Origin of the sequence: Veillonella parvula, assembly GCF_040097785.1 — a bacterium.
Taxonomy (GTDB): domain Bacteria; phylum Bacillota; class Negativicutes; order Veillonellales; family Veillonellaceae; genus Veillonella; species Veillonella parvula_D.
Genome location: NZ_JBBNNS010000002.1, coordinates 369,446 through 392,687 on the forward strand (window position 1 = coordinate 369,446; position 23,242 = coordinate 392,687).

A 23,242-nucleotide genomic window follows, 5' to 3' on the forward strand; every position below is an offset into this window, starting at 1 on the left:
GTCTCCTTATCGACGATTACGATAGTATCTAAAGCCCAGTACTGCAGCTATAATGACAAATACAACGATCATACCAATCAATAACTCATGATTGTACTCGATAAGGTCTTGCCAATTTTCACCAAGTACCTTGCCTAAGTAAACGAGCAAAATCGTCCAAGGAATCGTACCGAGTACCGTCCAGATGATGAAATGCCACATGGGATAGCGTGCCATTCCTGCCGGAAAGGAGATGAAGGTACGAACACCGGGTAAAAGTCGACCAAAAAATACAGCTACACCGCCATATTTATTAAACATTTTTTCTGCCAGTTCAAATTTATGTTCATTAAAAAATATATATTTACCATATTTCAATAATAAAGGGCGCCCACCATGCTCACCCATCCAGTAGGATACTATAGAACCAACAATCCCTGCTAAGATACCTACCACCATTGTCGTATGCATATCAAATATGCCTTGAGCTATCAAATACCCCGCAAAACCAAGTACGATTTCACTCGGAATAGGCACGTTAGCATTTTCTAGAACCATTGCAATAAACATGGCCGTATAGCCATATGTTTCCATAAACGAAATAATATATTCCACTATTTTACCTCACTAAAAATCCCCATCCGGGTTCTATAATGTACTTATTCTTGTACATCGTTTCGTGAAAGTTTCACCCAACCATTTGGTATACCATATATTTTACCATAATAAAGAGACCCTCACCACAAGTGGGGCCTCTTTAAGGTATAAACAGTATGCGATTTTCGTAATGGACTTTTTTTGCTATTGTGTACATCTCGCTAAAAACAGCTGCCAATCAGCTAGGTATATGGCACTTAAGTTCCTCTATTTAAGCAAGGCCATACGGTACACAAATAGGACATGTTTCTTCACTGCGAGGACTTTGTAAAATATCCGCTTTAATGCCGAACCAATTTGCTAGATTCTCTGCAGTCATCATCATATGCGGAGCTCCATCACCGACGATAGCCCCCTCTTTGATGGCAATAATACGGTCACTATAGCGCAAAGCTAGATTCAAATCATGTAGCACCATAACGACCATAATATTTCGTTCCCGCTGTGTCCGTTTAACCAGTTCCATCAATTCAATTTGATGACGACTGTCGAGATAGGTAGTCGGTTCATCGAGGAGTAAAATATTTGGTTCTTGAGCCAAACTTAATGAAAGCCATACGCGTTGCCGTTCACCGCCGGATAGTTCCCCTATGTGACGATACCGATATTTCCATACATCTGTGCATTTCATCGCCTGCTCCACAGCAGCTAAATCCGCATCAGATAGTTCCTTAAAAATCGATACATACGGATTTCGTCCGGATCGAACCAACTGCTCAACTAACATTCCTTCAGGGGCTGTCGTAATTTGCGGCAACAAAGCTATATGGCGCGCTAATTCCTTTGTATTCCACGAATGTAAAGATTTTTCATCCAGCGATATGGTGCCTTGTTTTAGCTTAATAAGTTGGACCAAAGCTTTCAAAAACGTTGATTTTCCTGAACCATTCGGACCGATGATAGATATTATTTCCGGTTTATCAAAGACGATGGATTGATTTTCCAGTATCAATCGTTTTCCATAGCCTACCGTTATATTATCGACTGTTAACACACTCATCTTCGCCCCACCCCTTTCAATAGATATAAGAAGAATGGAGCACCCAAAAAGCTCATCAGTACACCTACAGGGATTTCACCGGGCGTAATCATCATGCGCGCCAATGTATCGGCATAAACAATTAATATGCCACCAAAAATCATGGACGTAGGAATCAAATAACGATAATCCACACCTACGATGAGACGCGCCACATGAGGCACAATAAGGCCTACAAAACCCAACATTCCCGACACGCTCACCGCTGATGCGGCTAATAAAGAAGCTAATACGAGTAAGGACAATCGACATCTTTCAACATGCACACCTAAAGTGCGCGCCGTATCATCGCCTAAACTAAGCAATGTAAGCCATCTGATAGATATCATAGATCCAATAATTCCTATAGCCGTATAAGGCCAGATCATCATTACATCGTCCCAGCTGCGCCCTACAAAACCACCTGCCATCCAGCTCACCGTTCCTTGAACACGATCCGGATAAAATACGGATAGAATCGTATTAAATCCGCCGAAAAAAGCAGCTACAGCCACACCGGCCAAGATAAGGCGCAGCGGATTGAGCCCACCTTGCCAAGAAATCCCATAAACCAAAAACGATGCCACTAACGCACCAACAAAAGCGCCAATAGGAACAAGCATAACGTAAGTAGGCATGAGAATCATGATGATCATAGCCGCCAAAGCACCGCCAGAGGTAATGCCTATAATTCCGGGATCCGCCAAAGGATTTCGCAAGATACCTTGTAAAATCACACCGGCTAAGGCAAGATTCATGCCAGCTAAAAAGCCCACTACAACACGTGGTAAGCGTATAGTCATGATAATTTGACCAATTTTCGATGTGTCGCCACCCGTTATGATTTGGTATAATTCGCCCCAAGTTAATGGAACAGCGCCCAGTTTCATACTCAGCAACACCCCTGCTATTAACAGAATCAGCGCAGCCACAAAAACGCGTAAGCCACGACGTTCCTGCACATTAATGAGATTGTCCATATAACACCTTTTCTGCATATAATAACACTTGATCCATTCGAGCGGTCGGCACCGACGCAAACAACGGACCCGGCAAGACCTCTATATTCCCATTAGCAACAGCAGGTACATTCTGCCATGCCGGCGTCTTAAAAGCCTTTTTAAAAGCTGCTATATCTTTCTCCCCGCTACTGCCATGATTAATCAAGATAACCTTGTCACAATCAAGAACGGCCATCGTCTCCAGATTAAGCGGAATATATCCATCCAAAGCATTCTCCGATATATCCTGCGGCAAATATACATCAGCCACATTTTTTGCTCCTAATCTTTGGAAAATATCTCCCACATATGTTTTACTGGAGGCTAGTTGGTAACTCGTAGGTGTTCCAAAAACGATGAGGACACGCGGTACAGACTCATCTTTATGGCGCTGTATGATTTCTGTTAGGATATCATTATATTTCTGGACCAATGCAGCCGCCTCCCTATCATGACCAGTCATGGTGCCCACATGCCGAATATGGTCCATGATGTCATCATAATTGGAGGATAGATGGTAAAAGCTAGGGATATGATTCGCATTAAAAGTTTTGCGCAACGCCGTTTGAAACGGCATGGCAATGCCGATAACGAGATTCGGGTCGGACATAATAATTCGTTCAATACTTGGAGATACAGCACTATTCATATTCGGATACTGTGCAATTTTAGTCTGCACCTCTGCCGGTAACTCCCTTGAATTTACTACGCCTACGGGGCTAACACCTAAAGCGATGAGTAATTCACTATCCGCCGAAGAAATAGATACTACACGACTTGCTACACTTGGCAATGACACAATTTGCTTCGTATCATCTTCAATCTGAATAGCACCTGCCTCGCTGAATACCTCTCGCTTGCCTTCAAAGCTCATAACCGTAGTGAAAGTTCCCACAACGGCAACAAGCCCCAACAAACATAATAATGGCTTATTGATAATGATCACCTCGCAGATTACTTATGCAAGCTAAACCTCATACATTATAGTTTCAAATTAATGCCACTATATTACATACACCAATACATATGCATGTATTTCATTCATACATTAAGGCCTCAGCATTTCATGCGTACATTAATATCTCACTATTACATACGCAAGTTAAGGCCCATGCGATAAGTAGCGCCATGAATATCTCGTAAATCTTGTTTTTCACCAAATATATTTTCAACCCCTACATACATGGATGCATTATCATTCAACTGACGAGTCACCATAACATTCCAAGTTTGAATATTTTTCTTCTTCGGAATGCTGAGACGTGGGTTAACAACGATAGCATCGATGCCATCAAGGTAGTTAATATAATAATTACCCCAGAACGCACCAGTCCAACGGCCTTGATGATAATTAACACCACCACTGAATACATGGCGACCACGGTTTAACAAACGGTCGTGAGTCACGTCATTTTTCGCATCCAAATATGTATAGTTGCCGAATACATCCCATTTATCATTGAGTTTGTGATTTACAGATAATTCTACACCTTGCAATACAGCACGAGGTAAATTGGAATACGAAACATAAATTCGGCGATTTGCCATATCAATACGATTAGCACCGCTTTCAATATAATTTTTAATAACATTGTGGAAATAGGACGCCTTAACACTTGTCTGTTTCCAATCTTTTTCTACAGAGAAATCAAAGTTATATGAGCTTTCAGGTTTCAAATTAGGATTACCTTGCAAATATATATCGAAAGCCCCTAATCGCCCTCTCGGTACATTAGATGCCATAAGCCAATGATGATACATTTCCGTCATACCAGGTGTGGAGTAGCCTGCACCATAGTTTATTTTAAAGCGAATACTATCATTTGCTTTATAGGTAACACCAATCTTAGGCGACCAATGGCTATCAAATGCATTTGACGTATCGTAGCGAACAGCAGGAATAATTACCCATTTACGACTAGGTTTCCATTGATGTTGCACAAAGTAACTACCGTAATTAATGGTTGCCTTACCTGCGGTATCTGTAATGCCTTCTCGAGTTCTTGACCATGCTATGGAGCCATTATTAATACGCGTACTAATCGCTTCTTGACGGCGGAATTGAACGCCATACGTCAAGAGATTTTTCTTATCAATTGCCGTGTTAACCTGTGCGTCTGTAATCCATTCTTTATTATAATATTCATCCCAAATGGATAGTTTTTTTATGCCACCCATGCGCTTATATTGATCATAAGTGTCTTTGTAATGATTGTAGTAAGACTGCACCATAAGCGATGACCGGCCGCGACGGCCATTCCAACGAAGACCTGTGCTTGTAGTAGTCGTATTTTTATCAACCGATTGAGTTAATGCGCTACCCTTTTTCGTATTCATATCCAAGTCTTCAGTTTCTCGATCTATAAAGAAGGAAAATTTATCCCTTTTTCCCGCTTGATAAGATACGTCAAAATGAAGCGGTATTCGGTCACCATGATAGTTATTATCCGATCCAGAATCATTATTTCCCGCTATATTCCTACGAATTCCAGCACCAATCGATCCGTTCCACTTCCCTTTTTGTCCGCTACGAGCCAATACATTGAAGTTATATCCTGTCGCACTCGATGCATCACGTCGGGAAATTTCAGTATTAACCTCTACACTTGGCTTTCTGGATTGCTTTGTAATAATATTAATAACCCCACCGTTCGCCTCGGAACCATAAAGGGCACTCGACGGGCCACGCGTTATTTCGATGCGCTCCACATTATCCATGCCTTGACGAAGCCAGCCCATAGCATTAGCTCTTGTTTTCGTCAACTCTCCCGTAACACGTCGTCCATCAATAAGAATTAATGTATGACGAGATTCGGCACCACGCATCGTAATATTTTGTCCACCGTGAGCATCGGTGCTGAAAGCAACGCCTGGCACACTTTGTAAGGCTTGCTCTAAATTACGATATTGGCGACTTTTAATTTCTTCTTGTGAAATAATCGTTGTCGCAATTGGCACATCCCGAACTAAAGCCTCCGTACGAGTAGCAGTAACCGTAATATCTTTCATGCGTCTCGACTGCTCATCACTCGCATTATTTTGAGATTCATCCACACTAACTACACTTGTAGAACTATTATTTTCTGCACCTACCACACCTGCAGCAGATGTTAGATACACAACACACAATAGTGCTGCCCATGATTTTTTCATCACACACCTCCAGAAAATATATTAGGGCTCTAATAGCATAAAACGATATCTAATCTCAATTATATATTCATTAAGAATAACTATCAATATTATTTTATGTTATCAAAGTAATATATATACATATAAAAAAACTAGTATCTATAAAGATACTAGTTTTTCATTATACTTATAAATTATAGTGAATTGTGATATCTGCATATTGTTGTATACCTGTAGAATTTTCAGCACCACCCACACTATAAGCATATTCTCTAGCATGTTCTGATAACATAGGGTCATCAGAGTTAAGAACTTCCACACTGGCAACACTGCCACCTGGGGCAAAATAAATTCTTAGTGTTACATCACCTTGAATTCCCATAGTGTATGCATCTGTAGGGTAATTACTATTAATTGCACTTTGTAAATTACTCCAATACCCATCATAACTGAATGTGCCGCCACCACCGACATCAACTTCAGTACCTCCGGTACCTTCACGATCGCTAAGCCCTTCTCCGCTACCTGTTGATGCATACCCGATTCCAGAACCTTCAGCTCCGACAAGTCCACTCCCCGTATTGCTACCAACAGAAGATTGTTTAACCGTTCCTATTTCACCAGCACTCGCTTGTTGACTAGACGGACTTACATCACTTTTTGTAGGAACAGCAGAGTTTCCATTTTGTCCTCCATGACCGGCTCCTCCGTTATCAAGTTGAACATTATTATTTTCCAATTCTTTTGAGTGTTGAAGCTCATGAGCTTTTTCTTCTTTAATTTGCTCTTTAATTTCCTCTACTTGTTTCTCTGCTTCCTGTTCCGTTAGAAAATTAATTTGTAACGATCCAGTCATTTGAGATTCGATATAATCAGAAAAAGAAATAAAGGCAACACCAACCGTAATAATACTTATAATGGTAGCAATAACAAAGGCTTTTTTATAGGTCATATGTGGATATTTCCACACATCTACATATTGTTTCGCCATAGCATCACCTATTTATTAACAGTGGCAATACTAATACTTGCAGCGCCGGCTAATTTCATATCATCCATTAATTCCACGACCTTGCCATAACTTAACTCCTTGTCGGCACGAATAAGGAAGTTTTGATTTTTATTCTCTCCAATTTTGGCTTTCACAGAGCTAATAAGCTGTTCTTTCGTCACATATCCATCATCAATCATCAGCTGCCCAGATTTTTCAAAATCAATTAAAACCGGGCGCAACTCTGCGGACTGTTGTGTTTTTGTTTTTGGTAGCATAATAGACAAGGATTGTTGTGGAATCGTATATATGGTGCTAATCATAAAAAATACGAGCAAGAAAAAGATGATATCAATCATAGGGATAATCATCAAAGTAGGCTTTTCTCCCTCCATACGGCTCATTCGTTTCATGCAGCATGCCCCCGATCATAAGAATCTAAGACACGAGAAAATGAATCTTCTAAACGAGATATTGTCATACGTACATGATGAGTAAACCCGGCATGAAAACACAATGCCACAATAGCCACGCAAAGACCAGAAGCAGTTGCAACAAGGGCTTCCCCCACACCACCGGTAATAGCAGTAGGTACCGCACCGTCAGCACCGAACACCTGAAAGGCACCAATCATACCCGTTACAGTACCAAGCAAGCCTAATAATGGTGCTATCGTAACAATAGTAGAGAGCCAATCAAGGCCACGTGAAGCGTGTGTATAAACATGGGCCACCATATCTTCCATTTTGGATTGCAATACATTGCGATCATGACACTGTCCAAGCACGCGAGTTAGATTATACGAAATATTAGCTGTATATTTAGATTCTAAGCTAGTTAATAAGGATTGCCAGTTTATTTCGCTCTCTTCTAATGCATCATTCAGAGCAAACATTTCCCGCTTCAATTGTCGATAATAAGCTATACGTTCTATCGCTATAGCTACGGTTATGATAAGTGCCACTAGTAGCGGCCACATAACAAATCCACCATGTAAGAATAATTCCCACGCCTCTTTCATCGTAAACCTCCTTTATAAGTAGCTTAATTCTATATACTAATTTCCTACACTAACAAACTGATTATAAATAGACTATCCTATTGTAAATTGATAAATAAAATCACTTAATAAGTCTATCATATCATACTACATTTTCCAATCTTATATGTATAACAAGCACTTTAAGAGCATTATAATCTGTGAATCTGAAATAATTTTGAATTTATATCTCAATTAATACGCAAAAAAGCGACCAGGATTTCTCCATGATCGCTTTTATACTACCTTTAGATTATATTTGTACCTTTCTAGACTACATCATAGAAGCAGTACTATTGCAATTCAGTAGTTTGTGTCTTTACTTCACGAGCTGTAGTAAATGCTGCTAATTCTGCATCACCAGAACCAAGAATTACTTTATTAGCCACTAACGCATTAGCCGCTGTTTTAGCATCTTGTAAAGTAATTCCAGCACGAGGAGCACTAATTGTGATTGATGTGCTTTTACCACCGACCGTAGAAAATGTAAGATATACAACGCGTTTCTCCGCCATGTGGGCGCCTCCTTTCACGTTTCATAAACAAGTTCATCGAATCTAGATAGGCTGTAAACATGTTAGATTACAAATATACGTATCTTCGATTCATATCAATAAGGATGGGAATGTGTGGACTTGCTATTTCTACACCTCTTTACGACTATGTGAGGCTGTATGAAATCAGCAATTAACAATGTGTTTGGATCACCTAAAACAAGAATGAGTAGAAACTCTACCCTTAATGCCCTAAGGATACTTCATTGACGCGGACCACGTCGGACAAGCTGTGGTCATACAAGGCTGCCAGCGCATTACCAACGGTTTTCACATTATCGTCAGACGCTTCTTCTGCAACACGAGTATAGGTTACGTCTTTGTACTTCGGCGCATCTTCGGTACCGATGTTAAAACGCAACACCAATTTAGTGCGTTTAATGTTAGCCATCGTATCACCTCCTTTCACCCTCTTATATTCCTGAGGTCCTCATTCGACAACCCCTTTGCCGTTATTTAAGGTACTTATGGTGAAAGTAGCTGAACTCTACTTGTAATATGATGAATTGAAATAGAAAAAGACCTCTACCAAGTGTTATCTAGAAACTTAATATTCTAGATAGCGCCAGTAAAGGTCTATAAAGCGCTCTTACTACGAGTACTATTCAAATCCATATTATTCGGTTTTCAAAGCCAATATAAAGTCATATGCTTTAACAGCGGCTTCAGTGTCCACAAAATGTAGAGGGTTTAACATACGACAGAATTTAAAAAGATATTCATGTTTACTCAAAATGTCTTTTATATGTAGCACTGTCTCACGGGCTGTACAGGCTGAGCTATAGCCATTCATCATAGCATATAGATACGAAATGGATAAATTATCCTCCCGAAGGAAGCTGTGAACGAAGACGAGTAAATCCCAGCCTTGCGGTGTTAACTCAGGCCAACGACGGCTATTCTCCCAATCGAGCAATGTGATCTTATCTAGTTCAGGCTCATAGGTAATGTCGCGCATAGCAGGACGGCCATGACTCAAGCCATAATCATGCAACTGACCTAATGTCTTGCCAAACATATAAAAAATATGACTTAACATATCCTGCAAACTATCATCCTCTGGATGTTGATCGGGCAATTGGCTATAATATGTTAACGTTTTACCACAAGCTTCTGTAACAAAATAATGTTCTCTAAAACCAGCAATAACAGGAGCTACTGGCAATTGCGTATTCACAAAAGAAATCTTGTAAAACTCATAATCAAAAGAAGCTCTAGGTGCGGGCTTAATCCAACTAGAGCGATGGTTACTTATATCCTGTTTTACAAAGTACTGTTTGTTGTTAAAATCCACAGAAAAAACACGATGTTCTGTCTCTTGATCAATCATTCGATCGATATATTCTAATAGCATATCATTCATTATTTCCCCCCGTATATACACTCTATAATGCTAATCGCCCTCTCAAAGCATAATAACTAGCATTTCCAATATAATATCTCCCAAATTTATATTGTATAATCTAGTATATATAGCATTATAATAATTTATGAATTACAACATATTAGCTATTACTCATATAAGTGTATACAATTTGTGTACTTATTATACTACAATTATCAATCGATATCAAAATCAAATTTATTTATAAAGTTAGTATTTTACTGTATTTATTTTACATTTATCGATTTATATATATTTCACGATTTATAATTCAGTACAATTAAATCCAAACCTATTACCATTAACATTACTAAAAATCTATTTATAGAAAAGAAAAACCCCCTAGCCTAAGCTAGGGGGTTCTTCTGGTAATTATGATAATAGGTTTAGATTCAGACTACTATATAGACCAACTCTGATCATGTCTAAATCAAACGAATTAACCTACAAATTTTGTCACTGCCGCAGTATCAGTTAAGTGACGTTTAGGCATACCCATTTCAGCAGGGGAAATGCCAAGAGCAAGACCTACTAATTGGGACATGTGTAAGATTGGCATATCTTTGCCTCCGCCTACAACTTCTTTAGCTTCTTTTTGGAACATATCAAGTTGCATTTGGCAAAGTGGGCAAGGAGTAACTACGCAATCTGCGCCTTCTGTAGCCGCATCTTTATTGATAGAGCCAGTCATTTGCATTACGGAATCATGTGCAGGGTATACTGCATGGAAACCGCAGCAGTCAAGTTTACGGGAGAAGTCAATTGGTGTAGCACCGATAGCGGAGATCAAATCTGCTAAGGATGTAGGCATTTGATAATCTTCGAAGCCCAATTCAGTTTGAGGACGAAGAATATGGCAACCATAGTATTCAGCTACACGTAAACCAGTTAAAGGTTTAACAACTTTAGCTTTCAATTTATCCAAACCGTAATCGCGGATCAATACCCATAAGAAATGAGTAATATCAGTTGTACCGCGGTATTGTTTACCGATTTGAGCTAATTTTTTGTTAACTTCGTTCTTTTCTTTTTCGTTATTGTCTAATTCATTTTTAGCTTCACGAAGCATCAAAGTACAAGTGTTACATACAGTTAAAAGGTTCAAACCTTTTTCTTCTGCCAATGCAATATTACGAGCATTTGTAGCAAGTGTAATTTCTGGAGCGATGTCTTGAACGTGGGACGCGCCGCAGCAAGTCCAACCGTCAAGTTCTTCCAACTCGATGCCTAATTTTTTAGCTACAGCAACTGTTGCTAAGTAGTCTTCTTTGGCAGCGCTTTCAAGAACGCAACCTGGGAAAAATGCGTATTTCATTATTTGCTTACCTCCTCAGCTGCTTTCATAAGTCTGCGAACACCATCAATACCGTTTACAGGTTTTTGAGGTACTACAAGTTCGAATGGATTGATTTTGCTGTGTTTCCACAAACGCAATGCATAGAATGCTTGTTTAGCGGAATCTACAACACCATCAGATTTCAAGCTCATAGAAACTTCTTTCAAGCGACCAGTTTTGTAAAGGTCCTCTTTGAAAGCAACTGCATGGCGAACGCCTTTGCTGTTAGTAAGACCAGCTTTTGTAGCTTCTTTACGCAAGTTGGAAATATCTTGAGCAGGTTTTAAGTGTTTAGGGCAACGGGAGATACAGTTCATGCAGTGAACGCATTTCCAAAGGCCATTGTCGAATGCAGGTTGAATGTGAGCCATAGGTGCATCATCACGGCTATCCAATACGAAACGGTTAGCTTTTGTGAATACATATGGTTCTAAGAAGTCATCTTGACGTGCAGTCAATTTGTTACATTCAGATGCGCAGCAACCGCAAAGAATACATTCTGTACCAGCAACGAATTTTTTGAAGTCAGCTGGAGTTTGGCGAACGATTTTGTCCCCTTCGTTGAATTCAGCTTTAAGGAAAATCCAAGGAGCAACTGTTTTCAAACGATCAACTTTGGCTTCCCAATCAACAACTAAGTCACGGATAACACGGAAGTTGCCGATTGGAGCGATTGTCAATTCGTCTGTGCCATAACGTTCTGTTAATTCATCGATTTTAGATTCACAGCCGAGCATCGCTTCGCCGTTTACACGAATGGAGCAAGCGCCGCAAACTGCGGAACGGCAAGCTGCCAAGAATGTCAATGTTGGATCCTGTGTATCTTTAATTTTTTGAAGGCCCCAGAGGATTGTACGGTCAGGTTCGTAATCAAATTTGAAAGTCTGTACAAACGCGCGACCTTGTTGGTAACGGTGAATATGGTAGGTGATTTGTCTCATCTTAGTACTTCCTTTCTTGTGGTTCGTATTTAGTGAACACTACGTCGCGTTCTGTTAATTCGTATTGACCGTCAGCACCTAATTTGATCAAAGAATGTTTTAAGTATTTTTCATCATTACGTTTAGGATGGTCTTCACGAATATGAGCACCACGAGATTCACGGCGGTGTAAAGCGCCCATAGCAATAGCTTTTGCTACTGTTAACATGGAGCCGATTTCACAATAGTTTACGAATGCCATGTTGTAAGTACGTTCAGGGTCACCTACATAGCAAGTTTTATAATCTTCAATCAATTGTTCGATTTCTTTTAAGGCTTCAGTAATACCTTCTTCATTACGGAAGATACCTACTTTATTCCACATTGCATCAGCCAATGCATCGCGGATTTCTACAACCGGACGACCGCCTTCACGGGATGTTACTTCTGTGAAACGAGCTTCCCAAGCTTTTGCAGCTGCAGCAAGTTCCGCATCTACGTTAGGTTGTTCATGTGTTTCAGCATAATCAGCTGCGCCAGCACCGGATACTTTACCGAATACTACACCGTCTGCCAAGGAGTTACCACCCAAGCGGTTCGCACCGTGGATGGAGATACAAGATGCTTCGCCAGAAGCGAACAAACCAGGCAATTCACATGCACAAGTTTTGTAATCCACTACGTCGATACCGCCCATTGTATAGTGACATGTAGGACGAATAGGTACCGGTTGAGTCAATGGATCGCAATGTTCGAAGCACATAGCTAAGTCGCGGATACCATGAAGTTTTTCGATAATAACTTCAGGGCCCAAGTGACGAAGGTCAGCTACTACATATGCGTTAAGGCCAGAACCGAAACCACGACCTGCAGCGATTTCATCTTCGATCGCTTTCGCTACAACGTCACGAGATGCCAATTCCATTTTGTTAGGCGCATATTTTTTCATGAAACGTTCGCCTTCAGCGTTAAGAAGGTAACCACCTTCACCACGAACCGCTTCGGACATCAAGATACCAGTACGACCAAGACCAGTTGGATGGAATTGGATCATTTCCATATCTTTCAAGCCGTTACCAGCGCGGAATGCTGCTGCCATACCATCGCCTGTGGAAAGGAATGGGTTTGTAGTACGAGTCCAGAAGATACGGCCTGCACCACCAGTAGACAAGATAATAGCTTTCGCTTTAATTTGTTCTACGCGACCTTCTTTCATGTTCCACACAACAGCGCCACCAACGTGACCTTCTGCAGATTTAACAAGATCTAAAAGATACCATTCTTGTAAGAAGTGTACGCCTTCTTTCAAGCATTGTTCGTAAGTTGTGTGCAAAATAACGTGACCAGTTTTATCCGCAGAGTAGCAAGTACGTGGATAGGATTGACCACCGAAGTTACGTTGCGCAATTTTATTCTCTTCAGTACGGGAGAATGGAGCACCCATGTGGTCCATTTCAAGTACGCCTTCTGGACAACGAGAGCAGAAGAATTCGATTGCATCTTGGTCGCCAAGATAGTCAGAACCTTTTACAGTATCGAAAGTATGAGTTTCAACTGTATCTTCAGCTGCAACGTTGTTCAAACATGCATTTACACCGCCTTGCGCCATTGCTGTTGCAGAGCGAGTTGGGAAAATTTTAGTAATAAGAGCTACTTTTAAGCCTTTGCGACGACCTACTTCAAGAGCCGCACGCATGCCGGCGCCACCGCTACCTACTACTAGAACATCAAACTGTTCCATAATGACCTCCTCATAACTACCTATTAATAAGAAACCTGTTAGACTATCTCATTTCAAAAACTTATAAAAATTTTTGATAACCTAATCATTTTTCTTTCAAGAAAAACCCCATACTTATGCGATTTTTCTTATTTCTTTACCTATAATTATAGAGAGCATTTCAGGTCATGTCTAAACCCTATTATGCATAATTAATTTTGATTAATCTAATTGATAATTTATTTCACTTAGCATTTTTAAGGTAAAAAGAGGAGTCAAAAAATTACCTATATGAATAATTTTTACAAGAAGTTAAGGATTTTACGAAAGTAGTTCGGTTCCGAAATTTTTCTATGTTTTTATTTCCTTTGGTATCTATAGAATTCGCATAAACACTAGCTTTTTAATTATTGCTAACCATTCCTAATAATTAATATCCATTAAATTCCTACTAAATTTACCTCGAATTTAATCATCGAAAATTATCGTATTTCTCCGTTCATAACAAGCATTTATTTCTGTGATAATAATTATCATAAGTTTTTTTAGTGATTTATCGCACATCATCTAAAATCGATAAAATCACCCTCATCTATGCGCATACGGCAATCTTCGATATAGTTAGATTTTATTCATTAGCAGAATTCATTAAGTTTCAGTCTTTCACCATTTTTAAGGCTTTCAAAGATGAAGAAAAGTCTTGTAAACTCGCATGTACATTCATCTTTTGCTCATTACTATTGTATAAGGTATGATAATAGATAAATAAGTTATATAATATTATATATATAGTCACCTTATATGGTGTTGTGGCTTTCAAAAAAAGAAAGTTTATATATATATAATGACTATAATTAATGTAGTTGGAGAGCTATATTTTTAAATCATACATAAGGAGAACAGAGAATGAAAATTTTACTTGTAGAAGACGAAGAAATGCTGAATGGTATCACGGCTAAATATTTACGTGCAGAAAATATGACAGTTGATACATGCTTCAATGGGCAACAAGCGATCGATTACGTTAACACATCTAGCTATGACGTTATCGTAATGGATATTATGATGCCAATCCTCGATGGTATCAGTGCTCTTGCACAAATGCGTAACGACGGTAATACAACACCTGTATTGCTTTTAACAGCAAAGGATTCCTTACAAGATAAAGTTACAGGCCTTAACACTGGTGCAGATGATTATCTTGTAAAGCCTTTCGATCTTGAAGAGTTAACCGCTCGTATTTATGCATTGGCTCGTCGTAATGCGCGTCATGCACAAAACGATATCCATGTAGGTCCACTTACCATCAATGTTCCTCAACGTACTGTTAAACGCGACGGCGAAACAATTACATTGACTGCAAAAGAATTCGACCTATTATTCTATTTAGCAAGTAACGAAAATATCGTATTATCTCGTCAACAAATCCTTGACCATGTTTGGGAATACGATTATGAAAGCTACTCTAACCTTATCGACGTATACATTAAAGATTTGCGCAAGAAAATTGATACTGATGAGAATGTAAAACTCATTCAAACGGTTCGTGGAGTAGGGTATGTCCTCAAAACAGAAAACTAATGATCCTCACCGAGATCTAGATACCATGTCTGGGGCAGCCACCGATTTATTTAATCGGCTGCCCCTAACCTTTAAAATTATGTCTTGGTATACCATCTTTTTGCTTATCATTTTGATGGTTGCATCCGCATGGATTTACGCATATACACATGAATCCGATAACAAAAAAGTGCGCGAACGCTTACAACAACAAGCGATGATTATGGCTACGGATATTCGCAAGTTTAAACCGTACCAAGATAATACATTCTTCTTTGTATCAACTCAAGACGGCTATATTATTAAAGGCGCCTTGCCAGATGGGTTTCCAAACCAAACAATCCTTTCCTTAGGCCAAGTTGGTGAAATTGCTGCTGGTGATGATACCTTCTACTACTACGATACTCCGGTCAACGAACCGAACTATCGTGGTATTTTGCGTGCTGTTACAAAAGTAAAAACAGCCTCTAAAAAGACGGAAAACCTTTTATACAGCTTACTATTAGGGAATATCATTTTCTTACTAATTTCCTCCCTAGGCGGTTATCTTTTCATCAAAAAAGGACTTAAACCGGTCCGAACTTTAACAAAAACAGCTAAAGTCATCGGTAAGAACAACGACTTGAGCCGTCGTATCGACATTCCTGCTCGCACAGCGAGAGATGAAATCTACGAACTAACTACAACATTTAACCGTATGATTTCAGGTCTTGAGGATTCTTCCAATCGTGAAAGACAGTTTAGTTCTGACGTATCTCACGAGCTACGTACACCAATTGCCGTTATTAAAGCAGAAAGTGAATTTGCTCTAAAATACGGTCGTACAGAAGCAGATCTACGGGAAGGTTTAACACATATCTTAGAGCAAGCTAAGTTCATGACTAACCTCGTAAGCCAACTGCTTGATGTAGCCCGCCTTGAAAATGCACAAGGTCTAAGCTTTGCACCTGTCAATGTATCATTGATGTTATCCAATATGGTCCACGACTATACAAGACTCTGTACAGAAAATACAGATAAACAGATTACGATTACATCTCATATTGAGCCTAATTTACATATGAATGCTCACGAAGTATCATTACGTCGAGCTATCACAAACCTAGTGGACAATGCCATTAAGTTTACAAACTCTACTATTGATATTTCGGCTAAACTAGTAGGCAGAGACTTAGTCATTACCGTAACAGATAATGGTATTGGCATCGAACCTGAAGCTCTAGATCATATTTGGGATCGTATGTATCAGACGGAACAATCGCGAAACAAAAAATCTAATCACGGTATCGGCCTAGGCCTCTACTTTGTAAATAAAGTTATTAACTTACACCATGGTACAGTAACGGCCACGAGTGAACCACAAGTAAAAACTACATTTACCGTGCGATTGCCGTACAATACAAGGGAAGAATAACATAAACGGGACTGACCAATGGTCAGTCCCGTTTCTATATCAATTTTAATCCAAAAGCCCATAATGTAGAATTAATTAAACCATAAAAAACTAGCATATAGAAGCTCCTTCTATATGCTAGTTTTTGTGTATTTAATTTTAAAGCAACTTATTATAGATAATTAACTTTAGCCTACAAATTGTTGCCAAAACGGCATATATACATATTCTAGGAAGGTCCATACAAGCAGACCCGCTACAGCACCAACGATAGCACCATTAATGCGGATCCAGCTGAGATCGTCCTCCACCTTAGATTCGATAAAGTAAATAAATTTATCTGTACTGAGGCCACCTAATACTTGACGTATGATAGTTTCAATGAGGTCATACCCTTGTTCAAGTACGTAGTCGCCAATATCGTGTAAGGTTTTTTCAATACGATTTCTAAGATCTTCTGATTGACCGTATACATTCCATAATTCAAGAGCAATATTAACTAAAACCTGAGCCGGAGTTTCTCCGTTTTCATCCCCTACGAGCAATAGTTCTTCCATATAAGGGCATAAATGGTTTTCGATAACAGATTCCCAGTCTTGTTCGCGAATCCAACGTTCCCACGCTTCATCAAGAGCATCGCAGACTTCATGATTCTGTTCAATATTACGAATTGGTTCTACCCATTGTCGCAACCAAGCAGTTCGTTCGGGGCTATTGGGCCGTTTCCAGCTTTCCAACATAGCATAGGCCTCTTGAACGATAGCCTCTGCCATTTCTTGATAGTTTACTACATCGGTAGCTTCGGACATAGAAATAAGGAAGTCAGACCAGAAGCCTTTTCGCTTTTTCTTATGTGCCTCTTCTGCTACGACAGCAGTAAGCCAGGTAACCATAGCTGGATGATTAATCCGTTCTTGAATCACGTTTAGAACTTGCACAACCATACTTTCATAGCGATTATGCTCACATAAATCGAGTAATACGTGTTTCAAAACGGGCACGAGAGAATGTTGTTGAAGCAATCCACGAATGCGTTTTGCCCCCCATTGTGCCCATTCTTCATTAGTTTGAGATTTCCATAAAAGGTGTAGTCCTTGATGAATCACAAGACGTGCTGCTCGCTGCCCCTCAGGAGACAACAAGAACTTCTCAAACAATGGCACAAATTGCACATTTTTTAATAATACTTTACAACGCTCCTTGGTAAGCATCTTCGTCTCTACAAGTTTAATAACGCCATTAATGAGGCGATCTTTATTTCGAGGAATTAGCGCTGTATGATATGGGAAACCTAGTGGCTTACGGAATAATGCTGTTACAGCAAACCAGTCGGCCACACTACCGATGAGGGCAGATTGAACAGCCCAGTACAACGGTTGATACCAACTTTCATAGCCAAAGAAAAATTGTCCTACAAAAGCAAAACAATACAATACGGCAGTCAAGCCTAAAATGCCATTAGCACGCTGTTTCAAGGTAAGGGATTTCAAATAACTAATCATTTGATCACCCCCTCTACAATGATGGTCAAACCGTATAAGATGCCGCCAAGGACAGCCCCTATAAGGGAACCATTAATACGCACCATTTGAAGGTCATAGTACATTTTGCCGCGCACAATTTGAGTGATTTCATCTGGCGAATAGCGAGATAATTCCTGACCTACCACACTGTCGATGAGGGGATTCAATTTCTGCAACCACGGAATACTACGCAACAAGAAGAACCGCTCAAACGGCGCCTGCTTATCTGGATTCAACAAAATTTCGGTACCGAGCACATTAAAGCGCTCCATAACGATGTCCATGAGGCGTTTCCAATCCAATGTATCCCCATCGATAAGTTTGCCTTCCCATTCTTCAAGAACCATTCTAATCCACTGATTTTTATGTTCTTCGATGAAAGCTTGCCACTCTGTATTAGTTTCCAAATTATTGAAAAAGCGAATAGCTTGGCCCCATACATAGCGCCCCAATGCAGAGTCAATAGATTCATTTTCCTTCAAGAATTGAACGGCTTTTTTCTGTACCGTTTCTACCAATCGTTCTGGTGAAAGTCCATCTCCGCCAAAGGCGATGGCCAATTCACGAAAGAAAGAATCCTTTGTATAAGTTTTCATAATGTCTAGCATGACGCGATACAAATACGGATATACCTGATTTGATGCGATAACACGCTGACATGTGCGGTTAAAATAAAGCCAAAACACGCTTGCTGTGTGACGTTCTAGCATACAACGGCCAAAGAGAATAACGAGGGGTGTTGCTTTCCAGTTTGTAACCCCCTTATAAATGGCCTTATTAATCTCTTGGCGCATCGGTTCAATATCCATATGAGATAAAACTTGATTCCCCACACCGTACAAGAGATTTCGAATTTGAACTTGTCCCATATCGCTCATGCCGTATTCAACGATACGGACCATAACGCGTTCTTTTTTGATAGCATAATACATCTGTGGCACGCGCAATAGCTCTTCGCTGAGCATAGTGCGACCTATCTGAATTAATCGTTCCTTACTGCGCGGCAAGATTGCCGTTTTGAAAGGAATGCCTAAAGGCTTCGTAAAGAGAGCCGTTACTGCATACCAGTCCGCGAGGCCACCTATCATAGCTGCCCCAGAGATATGCATGATAAAGGCCCAAAATGTATCATGTTGCTGCGGATATGAAATTAAAAATATAATAGCCATGACAACCAACAGGGTGGTTGCCACTGGTTTGGTTTTCATCATCACTTGATCCTAACTTACTCAATTACGCTTATAGACTGTTCCTATATAACGTAGTGACCTCGAGGTCTACGGACTTTCACAATTATATCTACAATCTAAAATGTAGCCTCATCGCCATCTTTTTGAGGTTCCCAAATCGGCACCTCCCCAAAGAGAGCTTTAAAGTACACAGACGGTGTCCATAATGGACCATTCAAATGCATTGGAATAAAGGCTTTATTCACCTGTACACGGCGCAAAAATTCAATACTACCCCATTCCATAGCGTCTTCCAAACGATTATCTACAGGGAACATCGCTACATCTACGGACAAACCATCTAATTCCTTGAACTCACGCCAAGCCATACGCTTTGCATCCGCATTGTTTTCTGGCGTATCGCCAAGCCAATGCCACCAATTAAGGTCGCCTGCATGGAAGATAGAGTCAGAGTCGATATTGGCCGTATTTGTCTTTACGTAAAAAGAACCGCCTTCATCGGTGCTGCCATACATATGGATGCCTACATCATCTAATGTCGCATCTTGGCCAGGACGCATGGTAATACATTTTTTTACTTTGCCCTCTAACGGCACATCTTGATGGCAAATATAGCGAGTTTGAGGACCATCAAATTCTGTAATGGACGGATTAAAGTGGTCCCCATGAGTATGTGTCACAAAGAACCAAAGCTCACGGCCTCGTTTTGCCAATTGCCAAACAATATTATTAGGATCCTTATAATAATCAAACACATAGCAACGCTTACCGTCATCTACGAGGAAGCCGCTATGAGCTAAAAAAGTTACATTCAACATTATTATCAATACCTCTCATTTATTGAGAATTTATATCATTCGTATTTTTTATTATACCATATTTTTTGTACCTACGCTTAGATATAACAAGGACTAATACAATTTAATAGTAGCAAAAACTGAAAAGAAATGCCGCTGGCATTTCTTAGATGCGACCAGCGGCTTTCATATAGTCGATATATTGGTTACCCCAGTTTTCAAGGGATACTAAAACAGTCTTAAAACCTGCCCCCACTTCGGTAAGGCTATATTCAACCTTTGGTGGAATGGTACCGTATACTTCACGATGTACAAGTCCATCATCCTCCATTTGACGCAACGCTCTTGTCAATGTAGCTTGCGTAATGGGATGTAGACGACGCTCTAACTCACGAAAGCGCACAGGACCTTCAGACAACTCATGCATAATCAACAAAGACCATTTGCCAGCCAATAACTTTTGGCTCGTTGCAAAAGGACATCTGCCAACTAGATCATGAATATTTTAGTAATCGGTGCCAATGGTAACGCAGGTCGCCAACGTTTTACGGCAGTGCAAAACTAATATCTCAATCTATTTTCATGTCTCTATATGCAACACTCATCCTCCCAATACAAAACAACGTATATAAAGACACCGAGGGCTATTGACTGCAACCAATAGCCCTCGCTTATAATTAAATCAATACCTTTAAACAAATATTAATTTTTATATTTATAAACAGTAGGTGATATTATGAAACGCATGCCAACATTATTCGTAGGCCATGGCAGTCCCATGATGGCCTTAGAACATACAGAAACAACAAATACTTTTACAAGTATAGGACAAAATATAATCAACAAGTATGGCAAACCAAAAGCCATACTTGCCATCTCCGCCCATTGGTATGCAGATGGCACCTATATTCAAAGTGCAGAGAATCCAAAACAAATTTACGATATGTATGGATTCCCTCAAGAACTCTACGAAGTTGTATATCCTGCAAAGGGTGACAGCAATTTAACGAAAGAAGTACAAAAATTACTGGGTAACTCCGTTTCTATAAATGACACTTGGGGCATCGATCACGGCATGTGGACCGTGTTAGTTCACATGTTCCCTGATGCATCAATTCCAGTTGTCCAACTATCTATCAACAAACACCTGAGCCCAAAAGAAGCCTATCAACTAGGAACAAAACTTCAGTCATTACGCGATGAAGGCTATCTTATTATGGGTAGCGGTAATATCGTTCATAATCTAAGACGCATAGAATGGGACAGTCCATCCGGCACCTCCGCCACAATTGAGTTTGACCAATACATTTCTAAGGCAGTCTTAGAAAACGATATAGATGCTATTGTTAATTACACTCGACATCCTCAGGCTAGCTATGCAGCACCTACACCAGATCACTATCTGCCATTAATTTATATTATGGGTGCGAGTGAAAGTGCAAAACCGACTGTATTTAATCAAACTTATAATTTAGGCTCCCTATCCATGACAGGCTTTATCTTTGAGGATGCAGAATAATAACTTACACACTAATACTATATAAATCTATACACACAAAAACTGCTTGTACCTATGGTACAAGCAGTTTTTATATGTCTATTATTTTTCAATATTTGATTTAAATTGATTAAGTGCAGCCTGTACTCACCTCAGGAATATAAACTACACTAGTAATTCTTTAATGAAAGCTTCCATTTCCTCTGGGCTTACAACAGGCTCAAAACGGCCCACTACATTACCTTTACGATCTACAACAAATTTAGTAAAATTCCACTTTACTTCATCATCATTTAGATAATTAGGGTCAATACCATTAAGATAATCCGTAAGCATTTCCGTCTTATCACTAGCTGGGAAGCCTTGGAATGGATGTTCTCGAATCATGTATTTGAAAAGATCTAATGCACTTTCATCGCGCACATCTGCCTTTCCCATAACCGTAAAGGTCACACCGTAATTTAATTTACAAAACGATTGAATTTCGCTATTTGAACCAGGTTCTTCTTCTCCAAATTGATTGGAAGGAACGGCGATAATTTCTAAGCCTTGCTCCTTATATTGCTTATATAAAGCCTCTAAGGCTTCATATTGATGTGTAAAACCACATTTACTGGCCGTATTAACAATGATAAGAACCTTGCCTTCAAAATCTTTCAATGATTGTAACTCACCAGACTTTGTAGGCAGAGAAAATTGATAAACAGACATACTATCTCCTAACTTATATTAATAATCGCTATTATATTTATAACGAATATCATAATCAAAGGCCGCCGTTGTTTCAGAGGCTGTTTCCTGCCATTCTGTAGGGGCTGTACCATCTTTATCAAGGAAGTAACCAGAGTCAAGATAGCGGATAATAATATAGTTGGAATCCTTTTGGTCAAAACCGTTACCGCGGGTAAAATCAATACCATGGCCTGTATTGCGCGTTACGATAGCCTCCAACAAAGGTAATGTGATTGCATTCAATGTGATTTTCATATCAGGAGAATCAAAAATTTTTTTAAAGAAAGAGCTAGGTTTTTCTTCCTTGTATACTAAAAGCTTGCTAATCGTGCCATTAGATGCACATACTACGCGACGGATATCTTTAATAGGAATATCTACCTTGCCATTAGAGATAACGCCATTTTTAATGGTAATTTCTCGTTTACCCATAATGGAATAATCCAATGGTAATTGAAGCGTGTCTAAATTTGCAGGGAAGTCCGCTGTCAATTTATGGCGAGCAAAGGCAGCAATGATTGCTTTGGTTTCACGAATATTATGACCACCATTACAATCTGTACGGTCAGTATCTAAATCTTGGCCTTCAATATTTTTCCAATTGTGGTCTCTAAACACAATCGTATAATTAGAGTTTGAATTTAAATATCTTGTGAGATGAAGCTCATTTACATCTTCAAAATTAATGTCGGTTACAACCTGCCCATTTGCATCTTTACAAAGTACACCATTGTAACTAATCGTTAAGGTACGATCATCACTTTCAAAAATAATGGGATTTGTGTCGAATACAGAAATCATAGCCCTCTCCTTTTCAC

Annotated in this window: 23 protein-coding genes; 3 read left to right on the plus strand and 20 right to left on the minus strand. The window is 39.6% G+C overall.

The window, feature by feature from the left end; all coding sequences use genetic code 11:
* Nucleotides 1-6: 6 nt before the first annotated feature.
* The 14 genes from AAA071_RS05730 to AAA071_RS05795 all read right to left on the minus strand — a co-directional run bounded on the left by AAA071_RS05730 (nt 7) and on the right by AAA071_RS05795 (nt 13,752).
* Entirely contained in the window at nt 7-594 is a 588-nt protein-coding gene (locus AAA071_RS05730) for a DedA family protein (RefSeq protein ID WP_316581573.1), read from the minus strand.
* A gap of 253 nt (nt 595-847) precedes the next feature.
* Complete coding sequence (locus AAA071_RS05735; RefSeq protein ID WP_349234075.1) at nt 848-1,636, minus strand: ABC transporter ATP-binding protein; 789 nt, start codon at nt 1,634-1,636, stop codon at nt 848-850.
* Nucleotides 1,633-2,634 (minus strand): FecCD family ABC transporter permease, encoded by a 1,002-nt coding sequence (locus AAA071_RS05740; protein WP_278618269.1) that lies wholly within the window; start codon nt 2,632-2,634, stop codon nt 1,633-1,635. Before AAA071_RS05740 ends, AAA071_RS05735 begins: the two co-directional genes overlap by 4 nt.
* Nucleotides 2,618-3,601, minus strand: coding sequence for an ABC transporter substrate-binding protein (locus AAA071_RS05745; protein WP_316069023.1), 984 nt, complete (start codon nt 3,599-3,601; stop codon nt 2,618-2,620). Before AAA071_RS05745 ends, AAA071_RS05740 begins: the two co-directional genes overlap by 17 nt.
* 143 nt (nt 3,602-3,744) lie before the next feature.
* Entirely contained in the window at nt 3,745-5,808 is a 2,064-nt protein-coding gene (locus tag AAA071_RS05750; RefSeq protein ID WP_349234076.1) for a TonB-dependent receptor plug domain-containing protein, read from the minus strand.
* A gap of 166 nt (nt 5,809-5,974) precedes the next feature.
* Nucleotides 5,975-6,778: a cell envelope integrity protein TolA gene (gene tolA / locus AAA071_RS05755; RefSeq protein ID WP_008602148.1), complete on the minus strand. Its 804-nt coding sequence runs from the start codon at nt 6,776-6,778 to the stop codon at nt 5,975-5,977.
* Nucleotides 6,779-6,786: 8 nt separating this feature from the next.
* Nucleotides 6,787-7,191, minus strand: a complete 405-nt coding sequence (locus AAA071_RS05760; protein WP_008602147.1) for an ExbD/TolR family protein — start codon at nt 7,189-7,191, stop codon at nt 6,787-6,789.
* Entirely contained in the window at nt 7,188-7,799 is a 612-nt protein-coding gene (locus AAA071_RS05765; protein ID WP_008602145.1) for a MotA/TolQ/ExbB proton channel family protein, read from the minus strand. The genes AAA071_RS05760 and AAA071_RS05765 overlap by 4 nt, the downstream gene beginning before the upstream one ends.
* A gap of 311 nt (nt 7,800-8,110) precedes the next feature.
* The gene (locus AAA071_RS05770) at nt 8,111-8,332 is read right to left on the minus strand and encodes a DUF2922 domain-containing protein (protein ID WP_174892378.1); all 222 of its coding nucleotides are present in this window, start codon (nt 8,330-8,332) and stop codon (nt 8,111-8,113) included.
* Between the two features lie 223 nt (nt 8,333-8,555).
* A complete protein-coding gene (locus AAA071_RS05775) occupies nt 8,556-8,762 on the minus strand; it encodes a DUF1659 domain-containing protein (protein WP_009352393.1) in 207 nt (68 codons plus the stop codon).
* 225 nt (nt 8,763-8,987) lie between these two features.
* Complete coding sequence (locus AAA071_RS05780) at nt 8,988-9,734, minus strand: BUD32 family EKC/KEOPS complex subunit (protein WP_174892379.1); 747 nt, start codon at nt 9,732-9,734, stop codon at nt 8,988-8,990.
* 460 nt (nt 9,735-10,194) lie between these two features.
* Entirely contained in the window at nt 10,195-11,070 is an 876-nt protein-coding gene (locus AAA071_RS05785; RefSeq protein ID WP_008602138.1) for a CoB--CoM heterodisulfide reductase iron-sulfur subunit B family protein, read from the minus strand.
* Complete coding sequence (locus tag AAA071_RS05790; protein WP_302131940.1) at nt 11,070-12,032, minus strand: succinate dehydrogenase/fumarate reductase iron-sulfur subunit; 963 nt, start codon at nt 12,030-12,032, stop codon at nt 11,070-11,072. The genes AAA071_RS05785 and AAA071_RS05790 overlap by 1 nt, the downstream gene beginning before the upstream one ends.
* A gap of 1 nt (nt 12,033) precedes the next feature.
* Nucleotides 12,034-13,752 carry an FAD-binding protein gene (locus tag AAA071_RS05795; protein WP_004694652.1) on the minus strand — a complete coding sequence of 573 codons (1,719 nt, stop codon included), beginning with the start codon at nt 13,750-13,752 and terminating at the stop codon, nt 12,034-12,036.
* Between the two features lie 885 nt (nt 13,753-14,637).
* Here AAA071_RS05795 and AAA071_RS05800 point away from each other — a divergent pair.
* Both AAA071_RS05800 and AAA071_RS05805 read left to right on the plus strand, forming a co-directional pair.
* The gene (locus AAA071_RS05800; RefSeq protein ID WP_004698139.1) at nt 14,638-15,312 is read left to right on the plus strand and encodes a response regulator transcription factor; all 675 of its coding nucleotides are present in this window, start codon (nt 14,638-14,640) and stop codon (nt 15,310-15,312) included.
* Nucleotides 15,290-16,705 carry a sensor histidine kinase gene (locus AAA071_RS05805; protein WP_349234077.1) on the plus strand — a complete coding sequence of 472 codons (1,416 nt, stop codon included), beginning with the start codon at nt 15,290-15,292 and terminating at the stop codon, nt 16,703-16,705. Before AAA071_RS05800 ends, AAA071_RS05805 begins: the two co-directional genes overlap by 23 nt.
* Before the next feature lie 167 nt (nt 16,706-16,872).
* Here the strand turns inward: AAA071_RS05805 and AAA071_RS05810 are convergent, their stop codons facing one another.
* From AAA071_RS05810 to AAA071_RS05825, 4 genes are all read right to left on the minus strand, one after another.
* Complete coding sequence (locus tag AAA071_RS05810; RefSeq protein WP_349234078.1) at nt 16,873-18,186, minus strand: DUF445 domain-containing protein; 1,314 nt, start codon at nt 18,184-18,186, stop codon at nt 16,873-16,875.
* On the minus strand, nt 18,183-19,418 hold the full coding sequence (locus AAA071_RS05815; RefSeq protein WP_021148718.1) for a DUF445 family protein: 1,236 nt from the start codon (nt 19,416-19,418) through the stop codon (nt 18,183-18,185). The genes AAA071_RS05810 and AAA071_RS05815 overlap by 4 nt, the downstream gene beginning before the upstream one ends.
* A 95-nt stretch (nt 19,419-19,513) precedes the next feature.
* Nucleotides 19,514-20,215, minus strand: a complete 702-nt coding sequence (locus tag AAA071_RS05820; protein WP_302131933.1) for an MBL fold metallo-hydrolase — start codon at nt 20,213-20,215, stop codon at nt 19,514-19,516.
* Between the two features lie 145 nt (nt 20,216-20,360).
* Nucleotides 20,361-20,648: a winged helix-turn-helix transcriptional regulator gene (locus AAA071_RS05825; RefSeq protein WP_004698176.1), complete on the minus strand. Its 288-nt coding sequence runs from the start codon at nt 20,646-20,648 to the stop codon at nt 20,361-20,363.
* A 282-nt stretch (nt 20,649-20,930) separates the two neighbouring features.
* Here AAA071_RS05825 and ygiD point away from each other — a divergent pair, with 282 nt between their 5' ends.
* On the plus strand, nt 20,931-21,713 hold the full coding sequence (gene ygiD, locus AAA071_RS05830; RefSeq protein ID WP_004698227.1) for a 4,5-DOPA-extradiol-dioxygenase: 783 nt from the start codon (nt 20,931-20,933) through the stop codon (nt 21,711-21,713).
* A 144-nt stretch (nt 21,714-21,857) separates the two neighbouring features.
* On the opposite strand, the gene AAA071_RS05835 is transcribed toward ygiD, so the two are convergent.
* Together AAA071_RS05835 and AAA071_RS05840 are read right to left on the minus strand one after the other, a co-directional pair.
* On the minus strand, nt 21,858-22,403 hold the full coding sequence (locus AAA071_RS05835; RefSeq protein ID WP_004698203.1) for a glutathione peroxidase: 546 nt from the start codon (nt 22,401-22,403) through the stop codon (nt 21,858-21,860).
* Nucleotides 22,404-22,421: 18 nt separating this feature from the next.
* Nucleotides 22,422-23,225, minus strand: a complete 804-nt coding sequence (locus AAA071_RS05840; RefSeq protein ID WP_004698146.1) for a hypothetical protein — start codon at nt 23,223-23,225, stop codon at nt 22,422-22,424.
* Between the last annotated feature and the right edge of the window lie 17 nt (nt 23,226-23,242).